Origin of the sequence: uncultured Luteimonas sp. (assembly GCF_947492465.1) — a bacterium.
Taxonomy (GTDB): domain Bacteria; phylum Pseudomonadota; class Gammaproteobacteria; order Xanthomonadales; family Xanthomonadaceae; genus Luteimonas.
The window spans coordinates 145,101-159,459 of the sequence record NZ_CANLNF010000006.1; the positions used below are offsets into that span (position 1 = coordinate 145,101).

The 14,359-nt window shown below is 71.8% G+C and carries 17 protein-coding genes and 1 tRNA gene; 5 read left to right on the forward strand and 13 right to left on the reverse strand.

What is annotated here, in order from left to right:
- Nucleotides 1-9 precede the first annotated feature (9 nt).
- Together Q0863_RS14050 and Q0863_RS14055 are read left to right on the forward strand one after the other, a co-directional pair.
- Nucleotides 10-393 carry a VOC family protein gene (locus tag Q0863_RS14050; RefSeq protein WP_298579605.1) on the forward strand — a complete coding sequence of 128 codons (384 nt, stop codon included), beginning with the start codon at nt 10-12 and terminating at the stop codon, nt 391-393.
- Nucleotides 394-424: 31 nt separating this feature from the next.
- Nucleotides 425-808 carry a VOC family protein gene (locus Q0863_RS14055; RefSeq protein ID WP_298579608.1) on the forward strand — a complete coding sequence of 128 codons (384 nt, stop codon included), beginning with the start codon at nt 425-427 and terminating at the stop codon, nt 806-808.
- Nucleotides 809-819: 11 nt separating this feature from the next.
- On the opposite strand, the gene Q0863_RS14060 is transcribed toward Q0863_RS14055, so the two are convergent.
- The 4 genes from Q0863_RS14060 to Q0863_RS14075 all read right to left on the reverse strand — a co-directional run bounded on the left by Q0863_RS14060 (nt 820) and on the right by Q0863_RS14075 (nt 5,304).
- Nucleotides 820-2,379: a M28 family metallopeptidase gene (locus Q0863_RS14060; RefSeq protein WP_298579799.1), complete on the reverse strand. Its 1,560-nt coding sequence runs from the start codon at nt 2,377-2,379 to the stop codon at nt 820-822.
- Nucleotides 2,380-2,531: 152 nt separating this feature from the next.
- Entirely contained in the window at nt 2,532-3,470 is a 939-nt protein-coding gene (locus Q0863_RS14065) for an MBL fold metallo-hydrolase (protein ID WP_298579611.1), read from the reverse strand.
- 188 nt (nt 3,471-3,658) lie between these two features.
- Complete coding sequence (locus tag Q0863_RS14070) at nt 3,659-3,970, reverse strand: hypothetical protein (RefSeq protein ID WP_298579614.1); 312 nt, start codon at nt 3,968-3,970, stop codon at nt 3,659-3,661.
- On the reverse strand, nt 3,967-5,304 hold the full coding sequence (locus Q0863_RS14075; RefSeq protein WP_298579617.1) for a tryptophan--tRNA ligase: 1,338 nt from the start codon (nt 5,302-5,304) through the stop codon (nt 3,967-3,969). Before Q0863_RS14075 ends, Q0863_RS14070 begins: the two co-directional genes overlap by 4 nt.
- A 118-nt stretch (nt 5,305-5,422) precedes the next feature.
- On the opposite strand from Q0863_RS14075, the gene Q0863_RS14080 reads away from it, so the two are divergent.
- Nucleotides 5,423-6,199 (forward strand): hypothetical protein, encoded by a 777-nt coding sequence (locus Q0863_RS14080; protein ID WP_298579620.1) that lies wholly within the window; start codon nt 5,423-5,425, stop codon nt 6,197-6,199.
- A gap of 187 nt (nt 6,200-6,386) precedes the next feature.
- Here Q0863_RS14080 and Q0863_RS14085 read toward each other — a convergent pair whose 3' ends face one another.
- The 7 genes from Q0863_RS14085 to birA form a co-directional block, all read right to left on the reverse strand.
- On the reverse strand, nt 6,387-6,587 hold the full coding sequence (locus Q0863_RS14085) for a CsbD family protein (RefSeq protein ID WP_298579622.1): 201 nt from the start codon (nt 6,585-6,587) through the stop codon (nt 6,387-6,389).
- Nucleotides 6,588-6,809: 222 nt separating this feature from the next.
- The gene (locus Q0863_RS14090; protein ID WP_298579625.1) at nt 6,810-6,965 is read right to left on the reverse strand and encodes an entericidin A/B family lipoprotein; all 156 of its coding nucleotides are present in this window, start codon (nt 6,963-6,965) and stop codon (nt 6,810-6,812) included.
- A gap of 157 nt (nt 6,966-7,122) precedes the next feature.
- Entirely contained in the window at nt 7,123-8,046 is a 924-nt protein-coding gene (gene rocF / locus Q0863_RS14095) for an arginase (protein WP_298579627.1), read from the reverse strand.
- Nucleotides 8,047-8,178: 132 nt separating this feature from the next.
- A tRNA-Thr gene (locus Q0863_RS14100) sits at nt 8,179-8,254 on the reverse strand.
- 39 nt (nt 8,255-8,293) lie between these two features.
- The gene (locus Q0863_RS14105) at nt 8,294-9,055 is read right to left on the reverse strand and encodes an SPOR domain-containing protein (RefSeq protein WP_298579629.1); all 762 of its coding nucleotides are present in this window, start codon (nt 9,053-9,055) and stop codon (nt 8,294-8,296) included.
- A gap of 9 nt (nt 9,056-9,064) precedes the next feature.
- A complete protein-coding gene (locus tag Q0863_RS14110; protein ID WP_298579632.1) occupies nt 9,065-9,805 on the reverse strand; it encodes a type III pantothenate kinase in 741 nt (246 codons plus the stop codon).
- Complete coding sequence (birA, locus tag Q0863_RS14115; RefSeq protein ID WP_298579802.1) at nt 9,802-10,833, reverse strand: bifunctional biotin--[acetyl-CoA-carboxylase] ligase/biotin operon repressor BirA; 1,032 nt, start codon at nt 10,831-10,833, stop codon at nt 9,802-9,804. Before birA ends, Q0863_RS14110 begins: the two co-directional genes overlap by 4 nt.
- A gap of 138 nt (nt 10,834-10,971) precedes the next feature.
- On the opposite strand from birA, the gene Q0863_RS14120 reads away from it, so the two are divergent.
- Both Q0863_RS14120 and Q0863_RS14125 read left to right on the forward strand, forming a co-directional pair.
- On the forward strand, nt 10,972-11,241 hold the full coding sequence (locus Q0863_RS14120) for a hypothetical protein (RefSeq protein ID WP_298579635.1): 270 nt from the start codon (nt 10,972-10,974) through the stop codon (nt 11,239-11,241).
- Between the two features lie 82 nt (nt 11,242-11,323).
- On the forward strand, nt 11,324-12,007 hold the full coding sequence (locus Q0863_RS14125) for a M90 family metallopeptidase (protein ID WP_298579805.1): 684 nt from the start codon (nt 11,324-11,326) through the stop codon (nt 12,005-12,007).
- 111 nt (nt 12,008-12,118) lie between these two features.
- Here the strand turns inward: Q0863_RS14125 and Q0863_RS14130 are convergent, their stop codons facing one another.
- Both Q0863_RS14130 and Q0863_RS14135 read right to left on the reverse strand, forming a co-directional pair.
- Complete coding sequence (locus tag Q0863_RS14130; protein WP_298579638.1) at nt 12,119-13,543, reverse strand: sensor histidine kinase; 1,425 nt, start codon at nt 13,541-13,543, stop codon at nt 12,119-12,121.
- Nucleotides 13,544-13,646: 103 nt separating this feature from the next.
- Entirely contained in the window at nt 13,647-14,333 is a 687-nt protein-coding gene (locus Q0863_RS14135; protein WP_298579641.1) for a response regulator transcription factor, read from the reverse strand.
- Nucleotides 14,334-14,359: the final 26 nt, after the last annotated feature.

The window sequence follows — 14,359 nt, forward strand, 5'->3', positions numbered from 1 at the left end:
GAATGTGCCATGCACCGCAGCCGCCTCGCAGGGTTCATGATCGATTGCCGGGATGGCAACCTGGACGAGGCCGCCGACTTCTGGAGCCGCGCGCTCGACCTGCCCATCGTCGATCCGGACGAAGGCGACCGTGGCCGCTATGCGGTGCTGGGCGCGGGCCCCGGCGGGCTGCATATCGAGGTGCAGATGGTCGAGCACCCCTCGCGCGTGCACCTGGACATCGAGTCCGACGACATCGAGGCCGAGGCGGCGCGGCTCGAGGCACTCGGCGCACGGCGCATCGAGTGCGTCGGCGGCCGCTGGTGGGTCATGGAAGCGCCCACCGGGCATCGCTTCTGCGTGGTGCCGCTGCGCGATTGCGAACGACGCGCGCCACCCACGGCCTGGGAATGATGCTTCCCCCACCCCGCACCGGAGCCACGCCATGCCGCACCACAGCCGCCTGAGCACCTTCGTCCTGGACTGCAACGCCGACGATCTCGCTCCCCACGTGGAGTTCTGGAGCCGCGCGCTGGGCAAGCGCGTCGACACGCTCGACGAGGACGGCGACGGGAAGTACGCCCGTCTGCAGACCGACCCCGACGAGCCGGTCCTGCTGCTGCAGAAGGTCGCGCATCCGCCGCGCATCCACCTGGACATCGAGACCGACGATGTCGAGGCCGAGGTCGAACGCCTGGTCGCGCTGGGGGCGCGCCGGGTCGAGCAGGTCCACACCTGGGTGGTGATGGAAGCGCCCAGCGGCCACCGCTTCTGCGTGGTCCGCCAGCAGCGCAAGCCCTTCGGCCCGCACCTCAACCGCTGGGACTGAAGCGCGTCCGGCTACGGGGCAGCCGCGCGGGCATCCGTGCTGCGCGCGCGCACCGCCTTGAACTCCGAGCCATCCTCCCAGGCCGGCCAGCCATCGCCGTCGGCGATGCCGCGACCCAGCGCGTACAGCAGGTCGACGTCCTGCACCTGGCCGCGCACGTCCCATTCCGGCGACCAGCGGTCGCAGGGCCGGTGGTAGCAGTCGGCGAAGTAGCGATCGCGCAGCGCCTGGCCGCTGGCCACGCCGCCGTCGACGCGGTCGAGTCCGGCGCCGATGGTGATGGCCGGGACGCCCGCACGCGCGAACGCGAAGTGGTCGGCGCGGTAGAAGAAGCCCGCCTCCAGGTTGGGATCGGGCGAGTAGCTGCGACCGGCGGCTTCGGCGGTGCGTCGCAGGTCCTGTTCCAGCGAGACGCGCCCCTTGCCCCAGGACGCGATATCGCGGGTCGGGCCATCCGGACTCAACATCTCGATGTTGAGCACCGCCGCCGTCGTCTCCAGCGGCGCCAGCGGATGGGCCACGTAATAGCTCGCGCCCTGCAGCCCCTTTTCCTCGGCGGTGAGGGCGATGAACATCAGGCTGCGGCGCGGGCGCGGCCCCTGCGCGAACAGGCGCGCGAGCTCGAGCACCGCGGCGACGCCGGTCGCGTTGTCGACCGCGCCATGGCGGATGCCGTCGCCTCCCGCATCGGGCTCGCCGATCCCGTAGGCATCCCAGTGCGCGGAGTAGATCACCGTCTCGTCCGGACGCTGCGCGCCTTCAAGACGGCCGATGACGTTGCGCGTGACCACCTCGTCGCGCACCACGTCGAATGAGGCCGACAGGCGCGCGTCGCCCAGCGCCACCGGCTTGAATTCCGCCGTCTGCGCCCGCGCCTTCTCGCGCCCGAAGTCGAGGCCGGCAGCGTCGAACAGCGATTCGGCCAGCGCCCGCTGCATCCAGCCGCGCAGCAGGGTGTGCTCGCGCGCCGCATCCTCGCGCGGGATGTCGAACAGCGGCGACAGCCCCGAGCTGCGCACGGTATCCCAGCCGTAGGCGGCCGGCGCGGTCTCGTGCACGATCAGCGCGCCGAGCGCGCCACGCCGCGCGAGTTCTTCGTACTTGTAGGTCCAGCGGCCATGGTAGGTGACCGCGCGACCGTCGAAGGCGCCGGGCTCGGCGGTCTCGAAATCCGGATCGTTGATCAGCACCACCGCGATCTTGCCGGCGAGGTCCGCGCCCTTGTAGTCGTCCCACCCGCGCTCGGGTGCGCTGATGCCGAAACCCACGAACACCAGCGGCGCGTCCACCACGTCCACCCGGTCGACGGGACTGAGCGTCTGCAGCGTCAGGTCCTCGCCGTTGGCGAGCACGCGCGTCCGGCCGCCCGTGCGCAGCACCGCCTTCACCGGGCCCTCGACCCGCGCGCGCACCAGCGGCACCGACTGAATCCAGCCGCCATCCTCGCCGCCGGGTTCGACGCCGGCCTTGCGGAACTCCTCGACCAGGTAGGCGACGGTCTTCTCTTCGCCGGGCGTCGCCGGCGCGCGGCCCTCGAAGGCATCCGAGGCCAGCACCTGCACATGGCGCATCAACGCGTCTGCGCTGGCGCCGCCACCGGCACTGCCGGATGCGAACGCCGGCAGCACGGCCAGCAGGAACAGGAGACCGGCCTGCGATCGCTTCATCTCGTCTTGCTCCGACGGAACGCCTGCCGCAAGTCTAGGCCAATCGCGGCGCGTGTTCAGGCCTGGCGGGCGAGCCGGTCGAGCCACGCGCCCAGGCCCTGCGCGTTGATCTCGATGTCGCCGCCGAGCACCGCCGCCACGCGCGTGTCGGCGTCCGCGATGCCGTGGGCCCGCGCGTGCTCGACGTAGAGCGCAGCCAGACCCTCGACGACCCGCGCATGACGGTCGGCGTGCCCGTCCGCGGCGCGCGCGATCGCCGCCATGCGATCGACGAGCACGACGAGTTTGTCGCCCAGGCGTGCGCACTCGGTCACCGTGGCGTAATGGGCGATGTGGATCGCGGCCGGATCGGCCGCCACCAGCCGCCGGATCGACGCCTTCATCTGCTCCGGATCGAACTGCACCGGCGAGGTCGTGGGCACGGCGAAGGCGCCGTTGCGATTGTCGAACTCGCGGTACGACAGGCCGAAGGCATCGCCGGCGAACCAGCCGCGGGTGGCCGCGTCCCAGACGCTGTAGTGGTGCAGCGCATGGCCCGGCGTGTCCGCGCACAGCAAGGGCCGTCCGGCGAGGTCCACGACGTGGCCATCCTCGGCGATCACCACGCGCGCGGCGTCCACCGGCAGCATGCCCGCATGGTCGCGCGCGAACATCGCCTCGCCGTAGACCAGGCGTGCGCTGGCGATCAGCCTGGCCGGATCGACCATGTGCTGCGCGCCGCGCGGGTGCACGACCAGCCTGGCGTTCGGCAGCGCGCGCATCAGCGGCCCAGCGCCGCCGGCATGGTCCAGGTGCACATGCGTGACCAGCAGCCAGTCCACCGCCTCGCGCGCCACGCCGGCGGCTTCGATCGCATCGAGCACGCGCTGCGCGCAGGTCGCGGTGCCGCAGTCCACCAGCGCCGCGCGCCCGCCCTCGCCATGCACCAGCCAGGCCGCGCACAGGCCCGGGCGGATGTACCCGGTGTCGATCAGGGTGATGCGGTCATTGGCCATGCGTGACTCCGGCGCCATTGGGTGACCGGAAGTGTGGCCGATGCCACGGCAGCGGTCGATCCGCCCTTCGACCCATGCGCAGGCGGCAGGTGTGCGCGTCGTCGTGACGCTGCGATGGCCCTGCCATTCGCCGTCATCGACGCGGTCGCCGCGCCATCATCCGGCGCCATCGATCATGGCCGGGACCGTCAGCGACGACGCCGGAACAGCAGGTGCCGCACCGCGAACGCCACGCCGATCGCGGCCAGGAACACGCCGTAGCCCAGCGCCGTGGCCAGGACCTGCGGCCACAGCTTGCCGTGGCCGGTGTCGGCATTGTCGATCGACCAGTACACGCTCCACAGGAACGCGCCGACGCAGAGCAGCAGGGACGCGATGTCGTAGAGCACGCGCGCGACGCCGCGCGGCTGGCGCGGGAAGATCCAGTACAGCGTGGCCAGGATCGCGAACCACGGCAGGAACAGGATCAGGGTCAGGTTGAGCTCGACCAGCGGGTTCACGCCTGGCCCGCCCTGGCGGCCGCCTTCTCCGCGTCGACCGCGGCCAGCGCGTCGAGCGCGGCCTGCACCATGGCCGGGGTCACCCCCTCGCCCGCCGTGACGGGCGCATCGGCCAGCGCCGTGTCGCCGCGCCTGAGCGCGGCGATCGCCTGGCCGGCGTCGCGCGGCGCGTCGAAGCCATGGCTCTGCAGCAGCACGCGCTCGCCCTCGACCAGCTTGAAGTAGAACCGGCCATCGCCCTCGCGATACTGCTTGAAGGCCGCCAGCGGCGGCTTGTCCGCCCCGGCCTCGACCTCCATCGCTCCCAGCTGCACCGCCGACAGGTTGCGCAGGCCCACCGCCTCGCGCAGCTGCGACAGCAGCGGCGTGGCATAGCGCTCGCGCAGCCGGCGCGCACCATCGCGCAGCGTGTCTTCGATGTCGCCCGGACGCGCGACCAGCGCCAGGTAGCGCTCGCGCAGCGGCGCGATCTCGCGCTCGACCAGGTCGAACAGGCGCTGCTTGGCGTCGCCCCAGCCGATCCCGTCGGCGAAGGCGCGGGCGAAGGCCGCGCTTTCGTCCGGCGTCGCGAACGCCTGGTAGAGCTGGAACAGCGCCGAGCCCTCGGTCTGCTTGGCCTCGCCGGGTGCGCGCGAGTCGGTGACGATCGAGAACACCAGCTTCTTCAGTTCCGCCGGCGGCACGAACATCGGGATGGTGTTGCCGTAGCTCTTGCTCATCTTGCGACCGTCCAGGCCCGGCAGCGTCGCCACGTGCTCCTCGATCGCGGCCTCGGGCAAGGTGAACCACTCGCGGCCATAGACATGGTTGAAGCGCTGGCCGAAGTCGCGCGCCATCTCGATGTGCTGTACCTGGTCGCGGCCGACCGGCACCCTGTCGGCATTGAAGATCAGGATGTCGGCGGCCATCAGCACCGGGTACATGAACAGGCCCGCGCTCACCCCGGCATCGTCGTCCTCGCCGTCGGCGCGGTTGCGGTCCACGGCGGCCTTGTAGGCGTGCGCGCGGTTGAGGATGCCCTTGCCGGCCACGCAGGTGAGGTACCAGGTCAGCTCGGTGATCTCGGGCACGTCGCTCTGGCGGTAGAACCAGACCTGCGACGGATCCAGGCCGCAGGCCAGCCACGCCGCCGCGATTTCCAGGGTCGAGCGCTGGGTGCGCGCCGGATCCTGGGCCTTGATCAGGCTGTGCAGGTCGGCCAGGAAGTAGAAGCTCTCCACGTCCGCGGCGCGGCTGGCGGCGACGGCCGGGCGGATCGCGCCGACATAGTTGCCGAGGTGCGGCGTCCCGGAGGTGGTGATGCCGGTCAGGACGCGGACGGGGGCTGGCGACATTGCGGAGTCACGGCGGAAAGCGGAACGCAAGTTTAACCGTTGCCCGCCCGACCCTGCGCCAGGCAACCCCGGGGCTGCCCCGCATGCGTTGACTCACCGGCACCCACGGAGACACGCCATGACCCGCACCCTCGCCCTGTCGCTGGCCGCCCTGGCCGCCCTGTGCTCCACCGCGCCCGCCGCGGCCCAACCCCTGGTCCGCATGGAGATCGTCGACCGCGACAGCGGTCGCTGGCTGGAGCAGCACCCGTGGCGGTCGGAGACCTGGATCGCCGGACACCCGGGCCATCGCTACGCGGTGCGCCTGACCAACACCAGCGGCGAACGCGTGCTGGTGGTGCTGTCGGTCGACGGCGTCAACGCGGTCACCGGGCAGACCGCCGATCCGGCCCAGGCCGGCTACGTGCTTGCGCCCTGGCAGAGCACCGAGATCACGGGCTGGCGCAAGTCGCACCACGAGGTGGCGCAGTTCGTGTTCACTGCCCTGCCCGACAGCTATGCCGCGCGCACCGGCCGCCCCGACCATGTCGGCACGATTGGAATCGCGGCGTTCCGCGAACGCATCGCCAGGACGTTGCCCGCGCCGCCGATCGCACGCGAGGCGGCGCCGGCGAAGTCGGGCAGCGGCGCGCCGGCGGCGGAATCCATGGACTCGCAGGCCGCGACGCCGCAGCGCATCGGCACCGGCCATGGCGAACGCGAATGGTCGCCGGCCGGCCAGACCCGGTTCGAGCGCGCCGGCCGTCCTGCGCAGATCACCCAATTGCGCTACGACGCGCCGACCGCATTGTCAGCGCGCGGCATCCTGCCGCGTGAGCGGCCGTGGAGCCGGCACACCCGCCCGCAGGCGTTTCCCGGTGGATTCGTCCCGGATCCGCCGCGTGGATGGAGATGAGACGCAGTAGCGGGGCCAGGCGCTGTACTGCTGGAGGCGCCCGCGCGACGCGTGACGCGCCAATACGATCGCTTGCACAGCACAGGCCGCAGTTCGTACGCCACAACGAGAAAGGGCCGGCATCCGCCGGCCCTTCCCTGCATCTGGGACACGGCGGTCACCGTGCCGCAGGTGCGTCGGAATCGAATCAGCTGAGCGTGCGCTCGAAGTCGCGCACTTCCTGCTCGGCGCGTTCGCGCTCCCAGCCATAGCGTTCCTGCAGCTTGCCTGCCAGGTACTTGCTGTCGCCCTGCGCGACGTCGAACACGTCGTCGGTCAGGTCGCCCCACTTGGCCTGGGCCTGGCCCTTGAGCTGGGTCCACTTGCCGGAAATGATGTCTTTGTTCATCGCTCGATCCTTTGTGTTGCGGGAGGGATCGACGCGGGTGCTGCGTCGATGGATCCAGCATGCACGCGCCCGCATCATGGCCCGATCAAGGATGCGTAAAGCGCTCCTCACATCGATGAGCACGCAACGCGGGTGTGTTCAGTCGCGGAAGGCGCATCGCGCAAACCGCGCAAAAGAAAGGGCCGGCGTTTCCGCCGGCCCTCATTCCATCCACGCAAGGAATCAGCGCGGATCGGTGCCGCCGGTGTCCTCGGCCGCGTCCTCGATCTTGTCGCCGACCTTCTCGACATCCTGGCCGAAGCCCTTGGTGGTGTTGCACGCCGACAGCGTGCCGACCGAGAACATGGCAATCAGCATCAGGGCCATGAAACGCTTCATCTGCATTCTCCTGGAGTGGTGCGTGCGCGGACTTCCGCGCTCGTCCCGGACATCACACCGCTGAACGCGTGAACGACGCGTTGAATGCGCCGATACGGCAGACGGATCCGGCCGCCGCGTTCACCCTTGTGCAGATGGCGTCAAACGCAGGCGCCACTCAGTCGCGCATGAGGGTCGATTTGCCGAACAGGCTCTCGATCAGGTCGACGGCCAGTTCGGCGGTGCTGTTGCGGCTGTCCAAGGCGGGATTCACTTCCACCACGTCCAGCGATCCGAGGAAGCCGGTGTCGGCGATCATCTCCATAATCAGCTGCGCCTCGCGATAGTTGACCCCGCCTGGGATCGGCGTGCCGGTGCCCGGCGCGATCGTCGGATCGAGGATGTCCACGTCGAAACTCACGTGCAGGTGGGTGCTCTCGTCCAGCCCCATCAGCACCTGCTGCATGGTCTGGCGCATGCCGACTTCGTCGATGTAGCGCATGTCGTAGATGTCCAGCCCGTGCTCCTTGACCAGGCGCTTCTCGTCCTGGTCGACCGAACGGATCCCGATCTGGCGGACCTGCGCCGGCACCAGCGCCGGCACGTGGCCGCCCATGCGCACCAAGGGGTCGGGTCCGATCCCGCACAGGCAGGCGACGGGCATGCCGTGGATGTTGCCCGAGGGCGTGATCGCGCTGGTGTTGAAGTCGGTATGCGCGTCGAGCCACAGCACGCGCAGGGTCTTGCCGCTGCGGCGGCAGTGGTCGGCAACCGCGGCGATCGAACCCACCGCGAGCGAGTGGTCGCCCCCCAGCATCAGCGGCAGCCGGCCGGCGGCGAGGATCGCGGCGGACGCGTCGAACACCGCCTGGGTCCAGGCGACGACCTCGCCGAGATGGCGGTAACCCTCGAACGGCGGCTGCCAGGGATTCCGCGGCCCGGCGACGTCGCCGGTATCCAGCACGTCCACGCCGCGCGCGGCCAGCGCCTCGCCCAGGCCCGCCACGCGCAGGGCCTCGGGCCCCATGGAGGCACCGCGCGCACCCGCGCCCACGTCGGTGGGCACGCCGAAGATCGAAACGGGGGGATAGCGTCGGGCCATGGCGGATGGTTGCTCCTGCAAGGGTCGGGCAGGAAGTCTAGGCTACCGGGCACCGATGCCGCCGGACGGGGCCGGATGGTCCGCCGGCGCGATCGCCGGGCCTCGGGGCGCAGGGCCGGCTGGCCACTGGATTGGTGCCGCTTGTCCGAATCGAACGGACGACCTACGGTTTACAAGACCGTTGCTCTACCAACTGAGCTAAAGCGGCACAGTGCGTCGGCGGGCCCGCGGGGCCGTGGGCGGCATTCTAGCGTGCGGCCAGCGCCGCGCAGTCGACCGGTTCGCTGCGCGTGGCGCCACTGGCGCGCTGCAGGTCGGCGAGCTCGGCCTGCGCGCCCGGCGCGACGTCGATCCAGTAGCGCGCGGCGCCCGGGCCTCCAAGCGGCTCGGCCACCGCCCCGAATCCGGCTGCGGCCAGCGCCTGCTGGTGGCGACGCGCCGCAGGCTCGCTGCCGAAGCGGCCCAGCGCGATATCGACCGTGCCGTCGGCGGCGGTCGGCATCAGGTAATGGTCGCGAAAGCCCGCGGCGATCAGCCGCTCCACCGTCGCCGCGGCGGCGTCGCGGTCCGGCATCGCCCGCAGCAGGACCTGCCAGCCGCGCGCGTCGGGCTGCACCGTGCGGGTCGCGAGCGCCTGCACCAGCGGCGCCAGGCGCGCCTGCGCCTGCGCGGCGCCGGCGGCATCCTGGAACGGCCCGAAGCTGCGGCAGGTGGCCGGCGCGGCGTCGACCGGAGCCGCGGCGGTCGTCTGGTCCGTCGGAGCCGGAGCCGGGGCCGAAGTCGGAGCCGGTGCGGGCGGCGGTGCGATGGCCGGCACTGGGGAAGGCGCGACCTGGGGCGCGGGCGCACGCGCCGGAGCCGCAGCCGGTTCGTCGAGCAGCCGCAGCGGTTCGGCTCCCGCGGGCAAGGTCACGGCCGGCGCCGTCGGCGCCGGCGGACGGGTACTCCACCACAGCGCCACGCCGAGGTTGAGGATCAGCAACAGGACGATCAGGGCACGGACAGGCATCGCGCGATTCTAGCGGCGGCCGGCGCCGGGCCGGGCCCAGGCCGCCAGACCCTCCAGCACCAGCGCCGGCGCGTGGCAGGCATCGGGCAGGTGCGGCAACAGTTCCGGCGCGCCGCCGCCGTGCAGCAGCAGCGACACCGCGCCCGCGCCGGCCCGCGCCGCCGCCTCGCGGCTCTGCGCCACCAGGGCCAGCGCCGCACCGAGGCATCCGGACGCCAGCGCGTCGCGCGTGTCCGCGGCGAACGCGCGATAGGTGCCTCCGCTGTCGGGGAGCTGCGCGGCGCGCGCCTGCAGGGCCTGCCGCATCAGCGTCGGCGAGGGCGCGATGCGCCCGCCGTGGTGGCGCCCGTCGGCGTCGACCAGATCGATGGTCAGGGCCGTGCCCACGCCCACCAGCAGCCAGGCGCCGCCGCGGCGGCGCGCCGCGACCAGCGCCAGGAAACGGTCCACGCCCAGCCTGGACGGATCCTCGTAGGCGATGCGCAGCCCCTGCCAGGTGCGTTGCGTGGTGGCCACGCTGATGCGGCCGGCGCGCGTGGCCAGGGCGTCGAGCAGCGCCACCCGTCGCGCCGGCGAGGCGACGCTGGCCAGGTAGGCAGCTTCGATCCGCGGCGGCAGCGCGGCGGCCCAGTCCGGCGCGAGGTCCGCGTCGCCGTGGGCGAAGGCGAGCACCTCGCCGGGCTGGCCATCACCGCCCAGCGGCGCAACCTTGAGCCGCGAATTGCCGAGGTCGAACAGCCACGCGCTCATGCGTCCGCCTCCGCGCGGAGGCTGACCTCGCCGGCATGGAAGAGGCGCTCGCCGCCGGCCGTGCGCACGCGCAGCGCGCCGTCGGCCGCCACCCCGAGCGCGGTGCCATGGTGCTCGCCCTCGCCCGCCAGGATGCGGACCGGTTGCCCCGCCAGCGCGTCCTGGGCCGCATAGGCGCGCAGGAATGGCGCCAGGCCCTCCGCATCGAAGCGGTCCAGCGCCGGCAGCAGGTGCGCAAGCACGGCCGCGGCGACGTGGTCGCGCGGCGGAAACGCACCGAGCGCCAGCAGGTCGATCCACGGCTGGTCGATCGCTTCGCCCGCCTCGGGCGGCATCCGCACGTTGAGCCCGATGCCGATCACCGCGTGCGCCGGCCCGGCGTATTCGCCGCCGCCCTCGACGAGGATGCCGCCCAGCTTGCGCAGCCGGCCTTCCGCGACCACGACCAGGTCGTTGGGCCACTTCAAACGCGCGCGCTCCACGCCCAGCGCATGCAGCGCATCGACCACCGCGATGCCCGCGACCAGGCTCAGGCCGCCGAGCCGCGCCAGGCCGGCGTCGAAGCGGCGCGCCACCGACAGGTACAGGTTGGCCGCCAGCGGCGACGCCCAGGGCCGGCCGCGGCGGCCGCGGCCGCCGGTCTGGCGTTCGGCCAGCAGTACCCGGGTGCCGGGACCCGGATCGCCGAGGCGCAGCAGTCGGGAGTTCGTCGAATCCAGCGACCAGGCGACCTCGAGCGCGGCAAGCCCCTCGCGGACGGGGGCCGGCAGGGCCGCGGCGATGCGCCCGGCGTCGAGCAGGTCCACCGGGGCGGCGAGCGCGTAGCCGCGGCCGGCGCGGGCGTCGATCCGGACCCCGGCGGCGCGCAGGGCCTCGATCCGCTTCCAGACCGCGGCGCGGGTGAGCCCGGCCTCGCGCGCCAGCGCGTCGCCCGACACCGGGCCTGCGGCCAGGCGGTCGAGCAGGGCGCGGTCGGCGTCGGCGGTCACGGCGGATCCAGGGGCTGCATGGCGCCGATTATCCGGGATCGTGGCCAGGTCCGGCGGGGACTCGGCCCCTTGCACGGACCGCGCGCCGGGCCGCCCTGCAACCATCGGCGCCCTGTCCGCATCCGGGTTATAGTGCACCGTTGCCGCCGCAACGACTCTGGCCAAAGGATGGTTGCCATGGCTCCCCGATTCCTGCTCTGCCTGCTGCTGGCCTGCGCCGCCCTCCCGGTCGCGGCGCGCCAGCCTGCCATGATGGACGCCAATGGCGGCAGCGCCGGCTGCGATGCCACCGCGGAAGGCGAAGCCGGGGGCGAAATCCAGCGCCCGGGCGACAAGCGCGCCGTGCTGCCCAGCCGCAGCCGCGCGACCACGCCACGTCGCGGCGAGTCCGAATCGACCGCACGTCCGCCGCGCTGGCACAGCTTCCTGCCGGGCATGATCCGCTGAGGGATCCGGATTGCCCGGACGCCTGATCCGGCGGCTGCTCGGCCGCACGCCCGAACCGATCACCGACACGGACTGGAAGCACATCCGCGCCCGCGTGCGCTGGATCGCCAGCCTCGACGCCGACCGCGAACAGCGCCTGCGCGCCCTCGCCTCGCGCTTCCTGCAGCGCAAGGCCATCACCCCGATCGAACCGCTGCAGCTCGATGCCCCGCAGCGCTGCCTGCTGGCCGCGCTGTGCTGCCTGCCGCTGCTGGAGTTCGGCGAGGAAGGCCTGCACGGCTGGTCGCAGCTGATCGTGTATCCGGATGCGTTCCGGGTGAACCGCAGCCACGTCGATGCCGCCGGCGTGCTGCATGAATGGGACGACGAACTGATCGGCGAGGCCTGGGACGGCGGCCCGCTGATCCTGTCCTGGGCCGACGTCGAAGCAGACCTCGACGATCCGCATGCCGGCTTCTGCGTGGTGGTGCACGAGATGGCGCACAAGCTCGACGCCCTCGACGGCGTGCTCGACGGCACGCCACCGCTGCCACGCGACTGGCAGCGGGCCTGGGCACGCGATTTCCAGCAGGCCTACGACGCGCTGGTGGCGGACGTCGATGGCGGCCGCGACGTGGCGATCGATCCCTACGCGGCCGAGGCGCCGGAAGAATTCTTCGCGGTGTGCAGCGAATACCACTTCAGCGATCCGGCGCTGCTGCGCGCGGCGTTTCCGCAGGTGGCGGCGCATTTCGAGCGGTTCTACGGACCATCGCCTTCGGCCTGACCGTCGCGCTTTCCACGGCGCAACGCATCCCCCGGCATTCGAAGCAACGACCGGACGGATCGCCTGGCCCGCATCGGGGGAGCTGGCCCGGCGGCGCCTCGCAGGCGTGGCTCAAAGCCCCGGCGGCAGCTGCACCTCGAACCTGGCGCCGCCGAGTTCGGTGGAGCGGCCCACGCGCAGCTCGCCGCGATAGCTGCGGACGATGTCCTGCACGATTGACAGGCCGATCCCGTGGCCGTGCACGCGTTCGTCGCCGCGCACGCCCCGCTGCAGCACCAGCGGGATGCGCTCTTCGGGGATTCCCGGACCGTCGTCGTCGACCGCGATGAGCAGGCCGGGGCGCCGGTTGGGCGCGGTCTGGCCGGTCTTGACCGTCAGCAGCACGCGCGCGCCGGCCCACTTGAAGGCGTTCTCGATCAGGTTGCCCAGCAGTTCCTGCAGGTCGCCGGGTTCGCCGTGGAAGCGCGCGGCCGGATCGATCTCGAATTCGCAGATCACGCCCTTGTCCGCGTAGATCTTCTCCAGGCTCTGCACCAGCGCCTCGGCGTGGGCCTCGATCTCCACCGGCGCGGCGAACAGCTTGTGCCCGGTCGAGGCGGCGCGGCCCAGCTGGTAGTTGACCAGGTCGGTCATCCGCTGCAGCTGGGTGGCGACGTCCTCGCGCAGCTCGCGTTCGTCCGCGTTCGAATCCAGCCGCGCGCGCAGCACCGCCAGCGGCGTCTTCAGGCTGTGGGCCAGGTCGGACATCGTGTTGCGCTGCTGCTCGAGGTTCTCGCGTTCGCTCTCGATCAGCGCGTTGATGCTGTCGGTCAGCGGCTCGAGTTCGCGCGGATGGCGCTCGCCCATGCGGTGGGCCTGGCCGCGCTGCACGCGCGTGAGTTCCTCGACCACCTTGCGCAGCGGCCACAGGCTCCAGCGCAGCACGAGGGTCTGCAGCAGCAGCAGGATCAGGCCGGCGATGCCCAGATACCCCCACAGCGCGGCGCGGAACACGCGCACCTGGCGCGGCACGGTGCCCGCGTCCTCCATCACGTAGATCGTGTAGGGAAACTCCGCTTCGGGCGCGCCTTCCTGCGGCGCCCAGACCATCCCCAGGCCATAGCGGTAGACATGGCCGGGCGTGCCGTCGCTGCGGACCATCGGCAGCGGACCTTCGAACTTCTCCTCGCCGCCGGCCAGGGGCAGCGCCTCGGGCAGCTGCGGGCCGGAGGCCGAGCGCGAGGTCCAGCTGGCGTTGGGCAGCACGACCTCGGCATACAGGCCGCTGCCGGGACGGTCGAAGCGGTCGTCCGGGCCGTTGTCGGGCACGTAGATGTCGCCGCTGCGCAGGAACTCGATGTCACCGGCATAGGCGAACACGTAGTTGCGCAGACGATCGTGCTGGCCTTCGCCGGCCACGTCGAGGAAGGCGCGGTCGAGCGCGTAACCGGCCAGCGCCAGGAACGCGACCAGCGCGAGGCTGGCGGCCATCAGCTGCCGCGCCTGCAGGGAGCGCGGACGCCAGGGCAGGACGCGGGCGGGCTTGCCGGTGCTCATCGGGTCAGGAACGGATCATGCGTCGCGGCCCGCGCGACGCGGGCGGGCGCTCACGATAGCCGATACCGGTGCCGTCACGACGACGCCCGCGCGGGGCGGGCGATCAGCCCTCGCCGTTGCGCGGAATGGCGAAGCGGTAGCCGCGGCCGCGAACGGTCTCGATCGGCTTGAGCGTGCCTTCCGGGTCGAGCTTCTTGCGCAGCCGGCCGATGAAGACTTCCAGCACGTTCGAGTCGCGGTCGAAGTCCTGCTGGTAGATGTGCTCGGTCAGGTCGGCCTTCGAGACCAGCTCGCCGGCATGCATCATCAGGTACTCGAGCACCTTGTATTCGTAGCTGGTCAGGTCGACGTTCTGGCCGTGCACGGTGACCGTCTGCGCCGCGAGGTCGAGCACCACCGCGCCACATTCGAGCGTGGGCTTGCTCCAGCCGGCCGCGCGACGCACCAGCGCGTTGATGCGCGCCAGCAGTTCCTCGACGTGGAAGGGCTTGACCAGGTAGTCGTCGGCGCCCTGCTTGAGGCCGTCGACCTTGTCCTGCCAGCTCGAGCGCGCGGTCAGGATCAGCACCGGGAACTGCTTGCCCTCGTCGCGCAGCGCCTTGATCAGCTCCATGCCGGACATCTTGGGCAGGCCCAGGTCGATGATGCCGACATCGAACGGCACCTCGCGGCCCATGTACAGGCCTTCTTCGCCGTCCTGGGCCGCGTCCACGGCAAAGCCCTCGCGCTTGAGGCGCGCAGCCAGCGTTTCACGCAGGGGGGCTTCGTCTTCGACGAGCAGGATGCGCATGGAGAAAGCTCCGTTCAGAAATGTGA

What these genes read in the sequence shown, in the direction of transcription:
- Q0863_RS14050 (WP_298579605.1), top strand. Translation starts at nt 10, where the DNA reads ATGCACCGCAGCCGCCTCGCAGGGTTCATGATCGATTGCCGGGATGGC.
- Q0863_RS14055 (WP_298579608.1), top strand. Translation starts at nt 425, where the DNA reads ATGCCGCACCACAGCCGCCTGAGCACCTTCGTCCTGGACTGCAACGCC.
- Q0863_RS14060 (WP_298579799.1), bottom strand. Translation starts at nt 2,379, where the DNA reads ATGCGCCATGTGCAGGTGCTGGCCTCGGATGCCTTCGAGGGCCGCGCG.
- Q0863_RS14065 (WP_298579611.1), bottom strand. Translation starts at nt 3,470, where the DNA reads ATGGCCAATGACCGCATCACCCTGATCGACACCGGGTACATCCGCCCG.
- Q0863_RS14075 (WP_298579617.1), bottom strand. Translation starts at nt 5,304, where the DNA reads ATGTCGCCAGCCCCCGTCCGCGTCCTGACCGGCATCACCACCTCCGGG.
- Q0863_RS14080 (WP_298579620.1), top strand. Translation starts at nt 5,423, where the DNA reads ATGACCCGCACCCTCGCCCTGTCGCTGGCCGCCCTGGCCGCCCTGTGC.
- Q0863_RS14085 (WP_298579622.1), bottom strand. Translation starts at nt 6,587, where the DNA reads ATGAACAAAGACATCATTTCCGGCAAGTGGACCCAGCTCAAGGGCCAG.
- Q0863_RS14090 (WP_298579625.1), bottom strand. Translation starts at nt 6,965, where the DNA reads ATGAAGCGTTTCATGGCCCTGATGCTGATTGCCATGTTCTCGGTCGGC.
- rocF (WP_298579627.1), bottom strand. Translation starts at nt 8,046, where the DNA reads ATGGCCCGACGCTATCCCCCCGTTTCGATCTTCGGCGTGCCCACCGAC.
- Q0863_RS14105 (WP_298579629.1), bottom strand. Translation starts at nt 9,055, where the DNA reads ATGCCTGTCCGTGCCCTGATCGTCCTGTTGCTGATCCTCAACCTCGGC.
- Q0863_RS14110 (WP_298579632.1), bottom strand. Translation starts at nt 9,805, where the DNA reads ATGAGCGCGTGGCTGTTCGACCTCGGCAATTCGCGGCTCAAGGTTGCG.
- Q0863_RS14120 (WP_298579635.1), top strand. Translation starts at nt 10,972, where the DNA reads ATGGCTCCCCGATTCCTGCTCTGCCTGCTGCTGGCCTGCGCCGCCCTC.
- Q0863_RS14130 (WP_298579638.1), bottom strand. Translation starts at nt 13,543, where the DNA reads ATGAGCACCGGCAAGCCCGCCCGCGTCCTGCCCTGGCGTCCGCGCTCC.
- Q0863_RS14135 (WP_298579641.1), bottom strand. Translation starts at nt 14,333, where the DNA reads ATGCGCATCCTGCTCGTCGAAGACGAAGCCCCCCTGCGTGAAACGCTG.